The 15533-nt window shown below is 70.7% G+C and carries 18 protein-coding genes and 1 tRNA gene; 12 read left to right on the forward strand and 7 right to left on the reverse strand.

Going from position 1 to position 15533, the window contains the following annotated elements; translation table 11 throughout:
- Positions 1–80: 80 nt before the first annotated feature.
- From ABZ477_RS15585 to ABZ477_RS15610, 6 genes are read left to right on the forward strand one after another with little or no spacing between them, the layout of a single operon-like run.
- A complete protein-coding gene (locus ABZ477_RS15585) occupies positions 81–953 on the forward strand; it encodes an ABC transporter ATP-binding protein (RefSeq protein ID WP_360135010.1) in 873 nt (290 codons plus the stop codon).
- The gene (locus ABZ477_RS15590) at positions 943–1857 is read left to right on the forward strand and encodes an ABC transporter permease (RefSeq protein ID WP_360135013.1); all 915 of its coding nucleotides are present in this window, start codon (positions 943–945) and stop codon (positions 1855–1857) included. Before ABZ477_RS15585 ends, ABZ477_RS15590 begins: the two co-directional genes overlap by 11 nt.
- Positions 1854–2741 carry a uroporphyrinogen-III C-methyltransferase gene (gene cobA, locus ABZ477_RS15595; protein WP_360135016.1) on the forward strand — a complete coding sequence of 296 codons (888 nt, stop codon included), beginning with the start codon at positions 1854–1856 and terminating at the stop codon, positions 2739–2741. Before ABZ477_RS15590 ends, cobA begins: the two co-directional genes overlap by 4 nt.
- Positions 2738–4117, forward strand: coding sequence for an FAD-dependent oxidoreductase (locus ABZ477_RS15600; RefSeq protein ID WP_360135019.1), 1380 nt, complete (start codon positions 2738–2740; stop codon positions 4115–4117). The genes cobA and ABZ477_RS15600 overlap by 4 nt, the downstream gene beginning before the upstream one ends.
- Entirely contained in the window at positions 4114–4443 is a 330-nt protein-coding gene (gene fdxA, locus ABZ477_RS15605; protein ID WP_360135021.1) for a ferredoxin, read from the forward strand. Before ABZ477_RS15600 ends, fdxA begins: the two co-directional genes overlap by 4 nt.
- Positions 4436–5401: an NAD(P)/FAD-dependent oxidoreductase gene (locus ABZ477_RS15610; protein WP_360135024.1), complete on the forward strand. Its 966-nt coding sequence runs from the start codon at positions 4436–4438 to the stop codon at positions 5399–5401. The genes fdxA and ABZ477_RS15610 overlap by 8 nt, the downstream gene beginning before the upstream one ends.
- A gap of 134 nt (positions 5402–5535) precedes the next feature.
- Here the strand turns inward: ABZ477_RS15610 and ABZ477_RS15615 are convergent, their stop codons facing one another.
- Positions 5536–5883, reverse strand: coding sequence for a hypothetical protein (locus ABZ477_RS15615; protein WP_360135027.1), 348 nt, complete (start codon positions 5881–5883; stop codon positions 5536–5538).
- A 148-nt stretch (positions 5884–6031) separates the two neighbouring features.
- Between ABZ477_RS15615 and ABZ477_RS15620 the strand changes: the two genes are divergently transcribed.
- Entirely contained in the window at positions 6032–6352 is a 321-nt protein-coding gene (locus ABZ477_RS15620; protein ID WP_360135030.1) for a hypothetical protein, read from the forward strand.
- Complete coding sequence (locus ABZ477_RS15625; protein WP_360135033.1) at positions 6288–6809, forward strand: MarR family transcriptional regulator; 522 nt, start codon at positions 6288–6290, stop codon at positions 6807–6809. The genes ABZ477_RS15620 and ABZ477_RS15625 overlap by 65 nt, the downstream gene beginning before the upstream one ends.
- 89 nt (positions 6810–6898) lie before the next feature.
- Here ABZ477_RS15625 and ABZ477_RS15630 read toward each other — a convergent pair whose 3' ends face one another.
- The 4 genes from ABZ477_RS15630 to ABZ477_RS15645 form a co-directional block, all read right to left on the reverse strand.
- Entirely contained in the window at positions 6899–7699 is an 801-nt protein-coding gene (locus tag ABZ477_RS15630; protein WP_360135036.1) for an ABC transporter permease, read from the reverse strand.
- Positions 7700–7708: 9 nt separating this feature from the next.
- Positions 7709–8632 carry an ABC transporter permease gene (locus tag ABZ477_RS15635; protein ID WP_360135039.1) on the reverse strand — a complete coding sequence of 308 codons (924 nt, stop codon included), beginning with the start codon at positions 8630–8632 and terminating at the stop codon, positions 7709–7711.
- A gap of 56 nt (positions 8633–8688) precedes the next feature.
- Positions 8689–9870 (reverse strand): extracellular solute-binding protein, encoded by a 1182-nt coding sequence (locus ABZ477_RS15640; RefSeq protein WP_360135042.1) that lies wholly within the window; start codon positions 9868–9870, stop codon positions 8689–8691.
- 206 nt (positions 9871–10076) lie between these two features.
- Complete coding sequence (locus ABZ477_RS15645) at positions 10077–11111, reverse strand: ABC transporter ATP-binding protein (protein WP_360135045.1); 1035 nt, start codon at positions 11109–11111, stop codon at positions 10077–10079.
- 140 nt (positions 11112–11251) lie between these two features.
- On the opposite strand from ABZ477_RS15645, the gene ABZ477_RS15650 reads away from it, so the two are divergent.
- A complete protein-coding gene (locus ABZ477_RS15650) occupies positions 11252–12043 on the forward strand; it encodes a GntR family transcriptional regulator (RefSeq protein ID WP_360135048.1) in 792 nt (263 codons plus the stop codon).
- Complete coding sequence (locus tag ABZ477_RS15655; protein ID WP_360135051.1) at positions 12040–12786, forward strand: cache domain-containing protein; 747 nt, start codon at positions 12040–12042, stop codon at positions 12784–12786. Before ABZ477_RS15650 ends, ABZ477_RS15655 begins: the two co-directional genes overlap by 4 nt.
- Before the next feature lie 133 nt (positions 12787–12919).
- On the opposite strand, the gene ABZ477_RS15660 is transcribed toward ABZ477_RS15655, so the two are convergent.
- Complete coding sequence (locus ABZ477_RS15660; protein WP_360135054.1) at positions 12920–13567, reverse strand: TetR/AcrR family transcriptional regulator; 648 nt, start codon at positions 13565–13567, stop codon at positions 12920–12922.
- A 73-nt stretch (positions 13568–13640) separates the two neighbouring features.
- Here ABZ477_RS15660 and ABZ477_RS15665 point away from each other — a divergent pair, with 73 nt between their 5' ends.
- Positions 13641–14519, forward strand: coding sequence for an alpha/beta fold hydrolase (locus ABZ477_RS15665; RefSeq protein ID WP_360135057.1), 879 nt, complete (start codon positions 13641–13643; stop codon positions 14517–14519).
- Positions 14520–14525: 6 nt separating this feature from the next.
- Here ABZ477_RS15665 and dcd read toward each other — a convergent pair whose 3' ends face one another.
- The gene (gene dcd / locus ABZ477_RS15670; protein WP_360135060.1) at positions 14526–15131 is read right to left on the reverse strand and encodes a dCTP deaminase; all 606 of its coding nucleotides are present in this window, start codon (positions 15129–15131) and stop codon (positions 14526–14528) included.
- Positions 15132–15393: 262 nt separating this feature from the next.
- Between dcd and ABZ477_RS15675 the strand changes: the two genes are divergently transcribed.
- A tRNA-Gly gene (locus tag ABZ477_RS15675) sits at positions 15394–15467 on the forward strand.
- The last annotated feature ends 66 nt before the right edge of the window (positions 15468–15533 follow it).

Below are 15533 nucleotides of genomic sequence, written 5' to 3' on the forward strand. Positions count from 1 at the left end.
GACCTGCGCATCCTGAACGGCCTCCTCGAAGACGCCGGCGAACAGCCCGTCTCCGCCGCCGGCCTCGGCGAGGACACCCCATGACCACCCCCACCAGCAACGCATCCGGCGTCGCGTCGTCGTCCGTCGGCGGCGCGGCACCCCGGCCGCGCGTCGGCGCCGACCTGGCTCCGAGCTTCGACGGGGTCACGCCCGTCCCGGCACCCGCCCGCGCCGCCGAGCCCGCCGTCCGCATCGACCACGTGTCGAAGAGGTTCGGCACGGGCCCGGTCGTGCTCGAGGACGTCTCGCTCGACATCGCGCCCGGCGAGTTCGTCTGCCTCCTCGGCGCGTCGGGGTGCGGCAAGTCGACGCTCCTGAACCTCATCGCGGGCCTGGACCGGCCGACTGCCGGCGACATCCGCACGCCGTCCGAGGGCTCCGCGGTCATGTTCCAGGAGTCGGCGCTCATGCCGTGGCTCACGGCGCGGCGCAACGTCGAGCTCGCACTGCGACTGCGCGGCGTCCCCCGCAAGGAGCGCCACGACAAGGCCCTCGCTCTGCTGGACACCGTGAATCTGGCGGATGCCGCCGAGAAGCGTCCGCACGAGCTCTCGGGCGGCATGCGCCAGCGCGTGGCGCTCGCGCGCGCTCTCGCGCAGGACCGCCCCGTCCTTCTCATGGACGAGCCGTTCGCGGCGCTCGACGCGATCACGCGGGACCTGCTGCACGAGGAGCTCGAGCGCGTGTGGCGGGCGACGGGCCGCACGATCGTGTTCGTCACGCACAATGTGCGCGAGGCCGCCCGTCTCGGCCAGCGCGTCGTGCTCATGGGCAGCCGGCCCGGACGGATCGTCCAGGAGTGGCGCATCGCCAAGACGACCGGTCGCCGCATCGAGTCACCCGAAGTCGCCGCCTTGTCCGTCGAGATCACGGAGCAGCTGCGCAAGGAGATCCGCCGCAATGCCGCTTGAGACCCCCACCATCGCCGCCCGAGCGAGCGCCGACGGCTCCGACGACCTGCGCAGCCTCGCCGCCGGCCTCGACCGCCTGCAGACCGACGAGGCGACCGGCCCGAGCCGCTGGCGCCGGATCGCGAGCAGCGTCGTTCCCCCCGTCGTGTTCGTCCTGCTGCTCATCGTCGCCTGGCAGCTGTACGTCGTCATCGCCCAGCCGCGACCCGACATCGTGCCGAGTCCTGTCGACGTGTGGAACGCCATGGGTGACGCGTGGGAGTCCGGTCGCCTGCAGGAGGCCGTCGCGACGAGCCTCGAGCGCGGCATCGTGGGCTTCATCATCGCGATCATCGTCGGCACGCCGATCGGCCTGCTGCTGGCCGAAGTGCGCCCCATCCGCCGCGCCGTCGGCCCGATCATCTCCGGACTTCAGGTGCTGCCGTCGGTCGCGTGGGTGCCCGCCGCCATCATCTGGTTCGGCCTCTCGGACGCGACCGTCTACTTCGTCATCCTGATGGGCGCGATCCCGTCGATCGTCAACGGCCTCATCGCGGGCGTCGACCAGGTGCCCCCGCAGCTGCGACGCGTCGGCACGGTCCTGGGCGCCTCCCGCTGGCAGCTCGCGACCGCCGTCGTGCTCCCCGCCGCCCTTCCCGGCTACGTCGCGGGCCTGAAGCAGGGCTGGGCGTTCTCGTGGCGCTCGCTCATGGCGGCCGAGATCATCGCGGTCGGCGGCACGATCGGCTTCGGTCTCGGCTCGATGCTGCAGCAGTCCCGCGAACTCGCCGACCTCGCGGGCGTCCTCGCGACGATCATCCTCATCCTCGCGATCGGCATCCTCATCGAACTCGTGTTCTTCGGCCCCATCGAGCGGCGGATGCTCAAGCGCCGCGGCCTGCTCGTGACGGGGGGCGCGCGATGACCCGCGTCCGGTCGTCGAGCGAGGACGCTTCGACTCGCTCGCGCTCGCTCAGCGCAGGTCTGCGCGACGAGTCGAAACGGCCCGCCGGCAAGGTGTGGCTCGTCGGCGCCGGCCCCGGCGACCCGGGGCTGCTCACGGTCCGCGGCCTCCGCGCCCTCGAGCGCGCCGACGTCATCGTCGCCGACCGGCTCGGGGCCCGCGCCGTGCTCGACGGCCTCGCGGCCGACGGCGTCGAGCTGCGTGCCGAGATCGTCGACGTCGGGAAGAGCCCCGGCCACCACGCCGTGCCGCAGGACGCCATCAACGCGCTCCTGGTCCAGCTCGCGCTGGACGGCAAGGAGGTCGTGCGCCTCAAGGGCGGCGACCCGTACGTCTTCGGACGCGGGGTCGAGGAACTCGACCATTGCCTCGAGGCCGGGGTCCCCGTCGAGGTCGTCTCGGGCGTCACGAGCGCCATCTCGGTGCCCGCGATCGCCGGCATCCCGCTCACCCACCGCGGTGTCGCGACGGCCTTCACGGTCGTCACGGGCCACGACCAGATCGCCGAGCTCGGCGGCGGCCGCGACCACACGGTCGTCCTCCTGATGGGCGTCGGCACTCTCGCGCACGCCGCGATGACCCTGGCCCGCGGCGACCGCGGCGCGGACTGCCCCGTCGCCATCGTCGAGGACGGCTTCGGCCCGCGCCAGCGCGTGACGGTCGGCACCCTCGCGACGATCGCCGCGCAGGCCGCGGATCGCGGCATCCGCTCCCCCGCCGTCGTCGTCGTGGGCGACGTCGTCCGGCTCAGCCCCTACGCCCCCGAAGCCTTCGCGCTCGACCTCTCTGCATTCGATCCGCTCGCCGCACCCGCGAGCGCCTCACCCCGAAAGGCCGCCCTGTGACCTCTTCGAATCTCCAGCTCCGCGTTGCGATCGTCGGAGCCGGCCCCGCCGGCGTGTACGCCGGGAACATCCTCGCGAACTCCGTCAAAGAGCTCGGCGGCGAGGTCGCGATCGACCTCTTCGAGTCGCTTCCCGCACCCTACGGCCTCATCCGCTACGGCGTCGCCCCCGACCACCCCCGCATCAAGGGGATCGTCAACTCGCTGCACGAGATGCTCGGCGAGGGCACCATCCGCTTCATCGGAAACGTCGAGGTCGGCCGCGACATCGAGCTCGCCGAGCTGCACGAGCGCTACGACGCCGTCATCATCGCGACGGGCGCGATCCGCGACGCCGCGCTCGACATCCCGGGCATCGGCCTGCCCGGTTCGTACGGCGCGGCGGACTTCGTCGCGTGGTACGACGGGCACCCGGACGTGCCGCGCGAGTGGCCGCTCGACCAGCGCGAGGTCGCGGTCATCGGCAACGGCAACGTCGCCCTCGACGTCGCCCGCGTACTCGCGAAGCACGCCGTGGACCTGCGCCCCACCGAGATCGCGGACAACATCCTGGCGGGCCTCGAGGCCTCCGCCGTGACGGACGTGCACGTCTTCGGGCGCCGCGGTCCCGCCGACATCAAGTTCACGCCCATCGAGCTGCGCGAGCTCGGCGAGGTGCCCAACGTCGACATCGTCGTGCACGACGAGGACTTCGTCGACGCCGACCCCGCGAAGGCCGCGAACAATCAGCTCAAGGTCATGCTCCGCGTGCTGGGCAGCTGGCGCGACCGCGAGTCCACGGGAGCCTCCCGCCGCCTGCACCTGCACTTCTACCACGCGCCCATCGAGGTTCTCGGAGAGGGCCGCGTCGAGGGCCTGCGCTTCGAGCGCACGGAGCCCGTCGGCGACGGCTCGGTCCGCGGCACGGGCGAGATCCGCGAGATCGCCGTGCAGCAGGTCTACCGCGCCGTCGGCTACTACGGCACGCCCGTCGTCGGCGCTCCGTTCGACGAGGGGCGCGGCGTCGTGCCGAACATCGAGGGACGGGTTCAGGATGCCGAGGGCTCGGCCGTCCCCGGACTCTTCGCGACCGGCTGGATCAAGCGCGGCCCCGTGGGCCTCATCGGCCACACGAAGTCCGACGCCATGGAGACCATCGCGCACCTCGTCGCGGACGCCACCTCGGGCGCCCTCCCCGCGCCGACGGTGGACGGCGACGTGCTGGACCTCCTCGCCGAGCGGGATGTCGCGTTCACGACGTGGGACGGCTGGCTGGCCCTCGATGCGCACGAGCGCGCGCTCGGCGCCGACCACGAGCACACGCGCGAGCGCGTCAAGGTCGTCCCGCGCGACGAGCAGGTCGAAGTGTCGCGCGCAGGCTCCCTCACCCTGTCATGACGTACGTCATCGCACTGCCCTGCGTCGACGTCAAGGACCGCGCGTGCATCGACGAGTGCCCCGTGGACTGCATCTACGAGGGTGACCGGTCGCTGTACATCCACCCGGACGAGTGCGTGGACTGCGGGGCATGCGAGCCGGTGTGCCCCGTCGAGGCGATCTACTACGAGGACGACCTGCCCGACGAGTGGCAGGACTACTACAAGGCCAACGTCGAGTTCTTCGACGACATCGGCTCGCCCGGCGGCGCGGCCAAGGTCGGGGTGATCCACAAGGACCACCCGATCATCGCCGCCCTCCCGCCCCAGGAGGACGAGCATGGCTGAGACCGAGCCCCGCCCCGCCGAGGCCGAGGCCGACGTCGTCATCGTCGGCGGCGGGCCCGCGGGGCTGTCGGCGGCGCTCAACCTCGGCCGCGCCCGCGCGTCGGTCGTCCTCATCGACGCAGGACGCCCGCGCAATGCCGCGACGCTGCGCTCGCACGGGTTCCTCACGCGAGACGGCGTCCCTCCGCTCGAGCTGCGCAAGCTCGCGCGGGCCGAGCTCGCGGCCTACTCGAACGTCCGCATCCTCGACCGCTGCGTCGCCGGCGCGCTCCTGTCGTCGCCCGGAGCCGACGGCCTCCGCTTCATCACGGCGGTGCGCGGCGGTCGGCCGGGCACGCCGCCGGCTGTCGCCTCGCGATCGGTCCTCGTCTCGTCCGGACTGCGCGAGACGCTGCCGGCGATCCCGAGCCTGCGCGCGTTCTACGGCATGACCATCTTCAGCTGCGCCGCGTGCGACGCGTGGGAGCTGCAGGACCGGCGGCTCGCCCTCATCGGCGAGACGCCCGACCTCGCGGGCCGCGCGCGGCTCATCGCACGCTGGACCGACCGGCTCACGGTGTTCACGAACGGCGCGCCCGTCGTCGACACGGTGGAGGAGGCGGAGCTGGCAGCATCCGGGATCTCCGTCGAGCGCCGCCGCATCGACGACCTCGAGGGAGACCGCGGGGCCGTCTCAGCCGTCCGCCTCGTCGACGGCACGCGGATCGAGATCGACGGAGGCTTCGTGCGTCCGCAGTGGCATCCGGCACTGGACTTCCTCGCGGGGCTGGATGCCGAGCGCGACGACGACGGGCACCTGGTCGTCGACGGGTCCGGTCGCACGTCGATCCCCGGCCTGTACGCCGCAGGGGATGCTGCCGCCCCCGGTCCGCAGCAGCTCATCGTCGCGGCGGGCCAGGGTGCTCGTGCCGCCGCCGTGCTCGTGCACGACCTCGTCGGAGTGCGCACGGCGCATTGACCTCGCCAGGCCTTGTGCCGCGGCGACCGCGTGCTTCGCGCCGCCGGTTCGGGGAGGAACCGTCCCGGACCGGAGGTGCCGCTGGGGTTTCGGCATCCTCCGGCCGGGACATCTCCTCCGATCGCGGACGGCTCCTACGCCGCGGCGACCGCGCGCTTCGCGCCGACGGCGCTCAGCGGAGCGGGCTGGTCGGTCCAGTCGATCGTGATTCCGCTGCTCGTGTTCGCCGCCTCAGCGAGCGCCTGGAGATAGTGCGTGTCGAGTTGCTCCGGGTCAGCGGAGTCGAACACGAACTTGAGCGGGATGGCCGGCTGCACCCAGATCGAGGTGCGCCCTTCCGGCCCGCCGTCAGGATGCCGCCAGGTGAGCGTGAAGCTCTCACCGCGGCGCAGCTTGGTCGTCGCGACGACCCGGAGATGCGCGAGGATCCGATCCGGAACCTCAGTCGGGTGCGTCTCGGCTCCGTAGTACAGGTATCCCACCGTGGATTCCTTTCGTCGAATCGGCATCGGCCCGCACTAGTAGATAACCGAGTTTCACAGTGCTTGTCAATCCCACTTCCTATGTATCTCGGTTGGTGTGTAATTTAGTGGACGTCACAGAGCGTGACGGTTACCATGGAGGGTCACTATGACGATGATCGACGACGTCACGCGAACGCTGGCTCCCGAGGACCGGGAGAGCGTCCGGTGCTGGCATGAGGTTGAGGCCGGCTACTGGGCGGGCAGCGCCGACGGGGCATTTCTCGGAACCGTCGAGTGCACGCCGGCCGGGCGGTTTGCCGCCCGCGACGCGCTGAGCTCGCACCTCGGGGAGTACGAGACGCTCGCCCTGGCGCAGTCGGCGGTCATCATCGAATCGGACTGGAGCAACTCGGGAGGATCCTATGCCTCAGACGGTCGTGCGCCACGAGGGCGAGCATCTCTACGCGCAGCAGCCCAGTACGCCTGAAGGACGCCACCTGAGCGAAGCGATCCTCCACTTGAGGCGCGCGGAGCGCGTGCAGGGTGAGCTCGCACTGCGGGCGTCGGGGCTCTCGAACGTCGACCTCATGGCCCTGCGGTATCTCGTCCAGGGATACCGGGACGAGCGGAACCTGAGCCCCAAGGACCTCATCGTGATGCTCGACACGTCCAGCGCGACGGTCACCAACGTCGTCGAGCGGCTCGTCCAGCGCGGCTACATCACGCGCGTGCAGCATCCCACCGATCGGCGTGCGCACTACCTCGTGCCCACCGAGCTCGCCGTCCGCCGCGTCGACGACTCGTACGCCGCGCACCACTCGACAGTCGTGTCGATCATCGACGGGCTCGCCCCCGCCGAGGCCGAGACCGCCGCGGCGGTGGTCACGCGGATCGCCGACGCGCTCGACCGCCTCGCGGGCTCCGGCTCGACCAGGCAGGGCTGACGCGGACAGCATCCGCCCCGTTCTCGCGAGTGCCAGAGCGACTTTCATCAGCGCGCGGACGACGGTTTCGCACTCGCGAACGCCCGCGGTCAGCGTCGGGTCTGCTCCGAGCCGGACAGTCGCTGCGCGATGTAGATCGGGACGATCGAGACGACGACCATGACGACGGCGATGACCGAGACGATAGGCGCCTGGTTCGGCCGGAACATGTTGTTCAGGATGAAGATCGGCAGCGTCGTGACGCCCGAGCCCGCCGTGAACGTCGTCACGATGATCTCGTCGAAGCTCAGCGCGAACGCCAGGAGCGACCCCGCCAGCAGAGCCGAGCGCAGCTGAGGGAACGTCACGAGCCGGAACGTCGTCCAGACGCCCGCGCCGAGGTCCGCCGACGCCTCCTCGAGATTGATCCCCATGCGGCGCAGGCGCGCGATCGCGTTGTTGAAGACCGTCACGATGCAGAACGTCGCGTGCGCTATGACGACCGTCCAGATCGACAGCGGGATGCCCATGATCGTGCGGAAGAAGTTGTTCAGCGCAATGCCCGTGATGATGCCCGGCAGCGCGATCGGCAGGATGACGAGCAGGTTGACGACGCTGCGCCCGAAGAAGTCGAACCGCTGCAGGGCGAGCGACAGCAGGGTGCCGAGCACGATCGAGATGAGCGTCGCGACGATCGCGACCTGGACGCTCGTGAGGACGGCGGCCATGGCCCCCTGGGACTGGAACGCCTTGACCCACCACTCGAGGGTGAAGCCGGGCGGCGGCCACGTGAGCGACGTCGACGTCGAGAAGGAGTTCACGAGCACGACGAACAGCGGCACGTAGACGACCAGCAGGATGAAGCCGGTGACGATCGCGAGGGTGACCCGCGCGGACTTTCCGAGTCGCATCGGGGTCTCCTAGAGGTTGTCCAGGGCGCCCGTGCGCCGCACGAGGGCCAGGTAGCCGAAGATGATGACGATCGGCACGAGCGCGATCGCTGCGGCCAGCGGAAGGTTGTTGGCCGCGCCGACGTTCGTGTAGACGAGGTTTCCGAGCATCTGCGTCGTGCCGCCCACGATGTTGACCGTGATGTAGTCGCCGAGCGACAGCGAGAAGCTGAAGATCGTGCCGGCGATGATGGCGGGCATCGCGAGCGGCAGGACGACGTGGCGGATCGTGCGCCAGCTCTTCCCCCCGAGGTCTGCGGATGCCTCCAGCAGCGAATCGGGCACGCGCTCGAGTCCCGCGTAGATGGGCAGGATGACGTACGGCAGCCACAGGTACGACAGCGTGATGATCGTCGCCGTGAGGCCGTAGCCCGGGGTGTGCAGCCCGAACGGTGCGAGCACCCACTCGAGGATGCCCTCCTGCGAGAGGACCGACCGCCACGCGTACGCCTTCACGAGGTAGCTCGCCCAGAGCGGCATGAGGACCGCGATGACGAGGAGCCGCTGGACACGGGGCGAGGCGACCTTGGCCATGAAGAAGGCGATCGGCAGGGCGATCGCGACGTCGATGACCGTGACGGCCAGCGCGATGCCGACGGTGCGGAGGGTCACCGTCTGATAGAGCGTGCCGGTGACGACCGTGATGATGTTGTCGAGCGTCCAGTCCGTGACGATCTCGCCCGTGAACGAGTCGACCGTCCAGAACGCCGTCACGAGCAGCAGCACGAGCGCGACGATGTAGACGAGGACGAGCCAGAAGAGCGGCGCCGTCAGCAGCAGCGTCAGCCGCGCGCGGGGATGCGTGCTCAGCCACGCCGAGACGCGGCGTCGCGGCGTGGCCTGCGGAACAGGCACGGCTCGCGTCGGCGGCGCGAGGTGGATCGTGTCGGTCATCGGATTCTCCGTGGAGCCGGGGGCCGCAGTGCGGCCCCCGGCGGTTCGTGCGGGCGTCAGCCCTTGATCTCGGCCCAGGCCTCGGTCCACTGCGCGTAGTCGACGCACTCGACGTCGGTGCGGCCGTCGACGCAGTCGGCGATCGGCGTGGTCCAGTACCAGATCTGCGACGCGTAGTCGGCGTCACCCGCGTGGTACGCCTCGCAGTCGTCGCGGTAGTCGCATGCGGCGTCGCTCGAGGGAGCCTCGCCGAAGTAAGCCGTGGCCTGCGCGTTGACCTCGGGGCTGGCGATCCAGTCGAGCCACGCGTACGCGCAGTTCGGGTTCTTCGCCTCGGACGCGATCATCCACGTGTCCGACCAGCCGGTCGCGCCCTCCGAGGGCAGCACGACGTCGGTCGTCGCATCCTCGCTCGCGAGGACGTTCTGGATGACCTGCCACGTCGTGCCGACGACCGAGTCGCCGGTCTCGAAGGCCTGGATCTCCTTGAGGTAGTCCGACCAGTACTCGCCGACGTGCTGGCGCTGCTCCTTGAGCAGGTCGACGGCGGCCTGGAACTGCGTCTCGTCCAGGGCGTACGGGTTCTGGATGCCGAGGTCGGGCTGGTGGGCCATGAGGTACACGGCGGCGTCGGCGATGTAGATCGGCGAGTCGTAGGCCGTGACCTTGCCCGAGTTGTCGCCGGCCTTGTCGAAGACGACGTCCCACGACGTGGGCGCCTCGGCGAAGACGTCCGTGTTGTAGAGCAGGAGGTTCGCGCCGTAGCCGTGCGGAACGCCGTACGACTGGCCGTCGACCGAGTTCCACTCCTTCTCCTTGAGGAAGTCGTAGACGCCCTCGTAGCTCGGGATGAGGTCGGTGTTGACGGGAGCCACGTCGCCGGCGGCGATGAGGCGCAGCGTCGCGTCGCCCGAGGCGGCCACGACGTCGTAGTCGCCCGTCTTCATGAGGTTCACGGCCTCGTCCGAGGTGCCGTACGACTTCGAGGTGACCTCGCAGCCCGTCTTCTCCTCGAAGCCGGAGACCCAGTCGACGTCGGGGTCGTTGCTGCCGTCCTCGACGTACCCGGGCCACGCGAGGATCGAGACCTGACCCTCCATCTCGCCGAGCTCTTCGGCCTCGGCCGAGGGAGCGGCGCTGCCCCCTCCGGACGTGCCGCAGCCGGCCAGGACGGCGATCGCACCGATCGCCAGGGCGGCGCCCGCGGTCGCCCGCGCGGCGCGTGTCTTGTGCATCATGATGTGCTTCCTCTCGGGTGGTGCTGGTGCTGTGCTTCTCGGGTCTCCTGACCCGAGGTCTGGGCCGGCTCGGGTGCCGGCGGTCGGTGTCCGGCCTCGGGAGCCGCGTGGCGGGTGGCCGGCCTCGGGAGCCGGGTGGCGGGTGGCCGGCCTCGGGAGCCGGGCTGGGTGTCCGGCCTCGGGGAGCCGGGCGGTTGCGCCCCGGCTCAGGTGCCGGGCGGGATGAGCGACACGACGTCGGCGTCGTGCCACGTGACATGGACGCGGTCGCCGCGGCCGTCGTCCGCGGCCCGCGATCGGTCGTTGCGCTCGAGGATCGTCACGCGCATTCCGGCGTCCAGATCGACCACGCGACGGATGCCGCTGCCGACGTAGATCGACTCGATGAGCGTGCCCGGCGCCGAGCGCTCGCCGTCGGCGGTGGCAGCCTGCGAGCTCAGGGTGAGCTTCTCGGGCCGGATCGAGTGCTCGCCGCCGCGGCCGATGAGGGCCGAGGACCGCTCCGCGTCGAAGAGGTTCGACGTGCCCACGAAGTCGGCGACGAAGCGCGATGCGGGCTTCTCGTAGAGCTCCCACGGCGTGCCCAGCTGCTCGATCCTCCCGTCGTGGAAGACGGCGATCCGGTCGGAGAGTGTCAGCGCCTCCTCCTGGTCGTGCGTCACGAAGATGAACGTGATGCCGAGGTCGCGCTGGATCTGCTTGAGCTCGACCTGCATCTGCTCGCGGAGCTTGAGGTCGAGGGCGCCGAGCGGCTCGTCGAGGAGCAGCACCTTCGGCGCGACCACGGTGGCCCGCGCGAGCGCCACGCGCTGGCGCTGACCGCCGGACAGCTGGGCGGGCTTGCGGTCCGCCATCTTCTCGAGGCGCACCGCCGTGAGCGCCTTCATGGCGCGCTCCCGGCGCTCGGCCCGCTTGATGCCGCGTACGCGAAGGCCGTAGGCGACGTTGTCGAGCACCGTCATGTGCGGGAAGAGCGCGTAGTCCTGGAACACGGTGTTGACGTCGCGGTCGAACGGCGCCTTCTTCGTGACGTCCTGTCCGAACAGCTCGATCGCGCCGCTCGTAGGCTGCTCGAAGCCCGCGATGAGGCGCAGGACCGTCGTCTTGCCCGACCCGGACGGGCCGAGCATCGAGAAGAACTCGCCGGCGGCGATCTCGAGGTCGACGTGGTCGACGGCCGACACGGTGCCGAACTCCTTCGTGAGGCCCGTGAGGCGGATGGCAGGCTGCTGCTCGCTCATTGTGACGATCTCCTTCGATGGTCGATCGAAATTAAATCATATGGATCCATATGTCTAAAGATGGGCGAGCGTGTTACGGTCATGTCACGGCCGGAAGGACGGGCTTCCCGGTCAGCCGCCAGCGACCACGGGGATCCTCTATGCCGCACGCGACCGGTCGAGTCGACGCAGCGCACGCTGTCGTCTTCGCGCCGCTCGACGGCGCCGGCAGAGCCGAGCTCGTCGAGCAGCGCCTCACCGATGCGATCGTGAGCGGCGTCCTGCGCGACGGCGAGCGCCTGCCGAGCGAGTCGGATCTCTCCAAGAGCCTCGGCGTCGCGCTCGTGACGGCTCGCGAGGCCCTCGAGGGCATGCGAGACAAGGGCCTCGTCCGCACGCGGCGCGGTCGGGACGGCGGCAGCTTCGTCACCTTCGACCGCGAGTCGGCGGCACGGATGCTGGAGTCCAGGCTCCACGGCCACTCGAGGATCGAGCTGCGAGACCTCGCCCTGCACGTCGGCGCGATCGCCGGTACGGCGGCCGAGGTCGCGGCCGATCGGGCGAGCGACGACGACGTCGAGACCCTTCGCACGATCCACACCCAGGCCGATCTGTCCACGGCGGGAGGGGCGCGCCGCGCCGTGAGCCGGTTCCAGCTCGAGGTCGCCGCGATCAGCCAGTCGCCGCGCCTCGTGCGCGAGGAGGTCCGGCTGCAGGCCGAGGCGGGGCCGCTGCTCTGGCTCTGCCTGCGCGAGCAGGAGTACCGTGAGCGCAGCGCCGTCGCGCGCGAGCACGTCATCGAGGCGATCCGGGGTGTCGAGCCCGCCGCGGCACGCGCCGCCACGATCCGACACATCACCGGCGCCTTCGAATGGCTCGTGCACGAGAGGCTCAGACTCGACGCGGCACGGCGCGACGAGGCATCCCGAACCCTCCAGGACGGTCCCGCATGAGCACAGTGGTCACGCACTCCGCTGTCGCGATCGCCGCGAGGGTGGCCGACACGATCGACGCCATCTTCGCCACGATCGAGGGCTGGCGCGAACTCCTCGAGACCCGCCTCGCGGCCGGCCTCGAACTCGCGGCGGCCGAGCTGGATCCCCTCGTCGAGTCGTTCGCCCTCCCCGCCGTCACGAACGACACGCTGCTGACGGGCGCCGGCTTCGTCGCCGCGCCCGGCGCACTGTCGGACGTCCGGTGGCACCTCGCCTGGTGGCTGCGCGGAACCGATGCCCCGCGCCGGCTCGCGACGATCGACGATCCGTCGCACGAGCAGTTCCGCGACTACACGGCACTCGAGTGGTGGCGCATCCCGGCGCGCTCCGGCGCACGGCACCTCACGGGCCCGTACGTCGACTACCTCTGCACGGACGACTACGCCGTCACGATCACGACCCCCGTCCGCCTCGGCGACGACATGGTCGGACTCGTCGGGATCGACGCACTCGTCGACCGGCTCGAGCGGGAGCTGCTGCCGATCCTCCGCGCGGCCGGCGGCGACGCGTCGCTCGTGAACACGTCAGGCCGAATCGTCACGTCGACCGACGGGAGCCGCGAGCCCGGGTCGATCCTGCGCCTGGAGGGACTGGCGGATGCTGTCGCCACCAGCCGCGCGTCGGGCTCGGTCGTGCCGCTGCCCGGCGGGGCCTCCGTGCTCGCCTGCGGCGACACGTCGCTGACCCTCGTCATCCGGTAACCCGCGGGTTCGGCGCGTTTCGTCTCGGTCGCTTCGCTCCCTCGCTCAACGACCGGGGAGGGACACCTCTCCCGCACTCCCCGGTCGTCGAGCGAGCGAAGCTAGGCGAAACGCCCCGAACCCGGCGTCGGCCTCAGGCGAGCGGCTCGAGCGCGGCGGGCTCGGCACCCACCGCCAGCAGCTTCTCGCGCATCGCCGACGCCGCGATCACGTACGGGGAGTCGTCGCCGATCAGGAGCGACCGCGAGTTCGCCTCGTTGTCGAGAGCGATGAGCTCGAATGCGAGCCGGCGCACGGTCGAGGCATCCGCCGTGATCTGACCCGCCTCGGCGGCGTGCCGCACCTGCGCCTCGAGATAGCCGTACCAATCGCGCAGCCAGCCGCGCACCGCGTCGCGGACGGGCCCGGGCTTCGAGTCCATGTCGGCCGCGGTCGCCGCGAAGAAGCATCCGCCGGTGAAGACGCGGTTGCGCGAGTAGTCCAGGGCGCCGCGGAGCAGCTTGGCGAGCCGCTCGACGCCTCGAGGCAGCTCGCGGGCAGGATCGACGACGGCCCCGCGGAAGATCTCGGCCGCGGCGTCGACGGCCGCGAGCTGCAACGCCTCCTTGCCGCCGAAGAGGGTCGCGATGCTGCTCTTGCTCATGCCGGCCGACTCCGCGAGCCGGCCGATCGTGAGCCCGTCCAGTCCCTCGACCGAGGCGAGGTCGGTCGCACTGTCGAGGATGAGCCGCCGCGACGCATCGCCACGGGCTCGGCGCCGGTCGATCGTCGTCTCGGACATAGGCCTAGTATACGAACGATCGTTCATGTAGTCTACGACCGATCGTTCGTACTTCTTGTGGAAGGTGCCGCTCATGAGCCCCACGAACACCCGTCTCCTCTTCCGCGCCGCGAGCGCCGTCTCGCCCGAGCTGGCCGGTCGACTGGCCCTGCGCGCGTTCTTCGTCACGCAGCCACGACTGCCGCTTCGCGAGGCGGATGCCGCGACCGAGGCCGCCGCCGAGCGCGACAGCATCCGTGTCCACGGCAAAGAGGTCGTGACCTACCGCTGGGGGCGTGGCGACGACACGGTCCTGCTCGTCCACGGCTGGCGCGGCCGCGCGTCGCAGTTCGCGCCGCTCGTGCGCGAACTCGTGGCCGACGGATTCCACGTCGTCGCGTTCGACGCACCCGCGCACGGATCGTCCGCGGGCGCTCCGACCGACATCCGCGACTGGATCGCCGCGATCGAGGCGCTGCAGCAGCGGCACGGGCGCTTCCGGCTCATCGTCGGCCACTCGTTCGGCGCCCTCGCGACCCTCACCGCCGTGCGATCGGGCACGACGACAGCGCGCGTCGCGACCATCGCGGGCGCCGGCAACCCGCAGGTGTTCGTCGATCAGTTCTCGACGATGCTCGACCTCCCGCCGCGCGCGAAGGCCGCCTTCGAGCGGCGTTTCCACGCCAGGTTCGGTGAGGATGCCGCATCCATGCGCCTGCGCTTCGACGCCGTCGCGAATCCGCTGCCGGAAGGCGTCGAGCTGCTCGCGGTCCACGACGAGACAGACCGCCAGGTGCCGCTCGCGGCGAGCGCCGACCTCGTCTCCGCCCACCTCGACGGCGCGCGGTTCGTGCGGACGCACGGCTTCGGCCACAACCGGCTGCTCGGCGCGGATGAGACCCTCGACGCCGTCACCGCCCTCGCGACGGGCGGTCTTGCGCGCGTGGACAGCCTCCACGCCGACGCCGCGTAGTCCGGGTCAGGCGCCGCGGGACCCGGCGTCGGTGATTCCGACGTCGGTGCGGTGGAAGTTCTGGAACGAACGGGATGCTGTCGGCCCCCGCTGGCCCTGATACCGGTTGCCGTACGGGCCCGCGCCGTACGGCGTCTCAGCCGGGGACGACAGGCGGAAGAAGCAGAGCTGGCCGATCTTCATTCCTGGCCACAGCTTGATGGGCAGCGTCGCGACGTTGGAGAGCTCGAGGGTGACGTGGCCGGAGAATCCGGGGTCGATGAAGCCCGCCGTCGAGTGCGTCAGGAGGCCCAGGCGACCGAGCGACGACTTGCCCTCGAGGCGCGCCGCGACGTCGTCGGGCAGTGTGATCTGCTCGTAGGTCGAGCCGAGCGCGAACTCGCCCGGGTGCAGGATGAACGGCTCGTCGGGCTCGACCTCGATGAGGTGCGTGAGGTCCGGCTGATCGATCGCGGGATCGATGAACGGGTACTTGTGGTTGTCGAAGAGCCGGAAGTACCGGTCGAGCCGCACATCGACGCTCGACGGCTGCACCATGTCGGGCTCCCACGGATCCAGCGCGATCCGCTCGGCCTCGATCTCACGGCGGATGTCGCGGTCGCTCAGCAGCACCCGGCCAGCCTACCCAGGCCCGCCGTCTCCTCCGCCCGCCGTTACGAGTTCCGTCCGCTGGGCCACGGTCCCCGAGCTCGTCCCCGGGACCTCGCATCCCCCGATCCCCGGATCCCCGAGCTTGTCGAGGGGTCGAACTCCCCCTCCCCGCCACCCAGGTACGGCGCTTCGACAGGCTGAGCGATCGTAGCTCGTCGGCTGTGGCTTGGGGCCGGTTCCTCAGGGCCTGTTATGCTGGCCGGGCGCCTTCCGGCGTCCCCCCGGGGATGTAGTTCAATGGCAGAACTTCAGCTTCCCAAGCTGATAGCGCGGGTTCGATTCCCGTCATCCCCTCCAAAGCCCCGACGGGCGGCCGAAGGTCGTCCGGCGGGGCTTTCGCGTGGATGCCGTCCGAAGCGACAC

The sequence above is a fragment of the Microbacterium sp. NPDC019599 genome (genome assembly GCF_040632175.1).
GTDB lineage: Bacteria > Actinomycetota > Actinomycetes > Actinomycetales > Microbacteriaceae > Microbacterium.

Coding starts and splice junctions, on each gene's coding strand:
- ABZ477_RS15625 (WP_360135033.1), top strand. CDS start 6,288: ATGCCTCAGACGGTCGTGCGCCACGAGGGCGAGCATCTCTACGCGCAG.
- ABZ477_RS15655 (WP_360135051.1), top strand. CDS start 12,040: ATGAGCACAGTGGTCACGCACTCCGCTGTCGCGATCGCCGCGAGGGTG.
- ABZ477_RS15610 (WP_360135024.1), top strand. CDS start 4,436: ATGGCTGAGACCGAGCCCCGCCCCGCCGAGGCCGAGGCCGACGTCGTC.
- fdxA (WP_360135021.1), top strand. CDS start 4,114: ATGACGTACGTCATCGCACTGCCCTGCGTCGACGTCAAGGACCGCGCG.
- ABZ477_RS15665 (WP_360135057.1), top strand. CDS start 13,641: ATGAGCCCCACGAACACCCGTCTCCTCTTCCGCGCCGCGAGCGCCGTC.
- ABZ477_RS15585 (WP_360135010.1), top strand. CDS start 81: ATGACCACCCCCACCAGCAACGCATCCGGCGTCGCGTCGTCGTCCGTC.
- ABZ477_RS15590 (WP_360135013.1), top strand. CDS start 943: ATGCCGCTTGAGACCCCCACCATCGCCGCCCGAGCGAGCGCCGACGGC.
- cobA (WP_360135016.1), top strand. CDS start 1,854: ATGACCCGCGTCCGGTCGTCGAGCGAGGACGCTTCGACTCGCTCGCGC.
- ABZ477_RS15630 (WP_360135036.1), bottom strand. CDS start 7,699: ATGCGACTCGGAAAGTCCGCGCGGGTCACCCTCGCGATCGTCACCGGC.
- ABZ477_RS15650 (WP_360135048.1), top strand. CDS start 11,252: ATGCCGCACGCGACCGGTCGAGTCGACGCAGCGCACGCTGTCGTCTTC.
- ABZ477_RS15640 (WP_360135042.1), bottom strand. CDS start 9,870: ATGATGCACAAGACACGCGCCGCGCGGGCGACCGCGGGCGCCGCCCTG.
- ABZ477_RS15660 (WP_360135054.1), bottom strand. CDS start 13,567: ATGTCCGAGACGACGATCGACCGGCGCCGAGCCCGTGGCGATGCGTCG.
- ABZ477_RS15620 (WP_360135030.1), top strand. CDS start 6,032: ATGACGATGATCGACGACGTCACGCGAACGCTGGCTCCCGAGGACCGG.
- ABZ477_RS15635 (WP_360135039.1), bottom strand. CDS start 8,632: ATGACCGACACGATCCACCTCGCGCCGCCGACGCGAGCCGTGCCTGTT.
- ABZ477_RS15645 (WP_360135045.1), bottom strand. CDS start 11,111: ATGAGCGAGCAGCAGCCTGCCATCCGCCTCACGGGCCTCACGAAGGAG.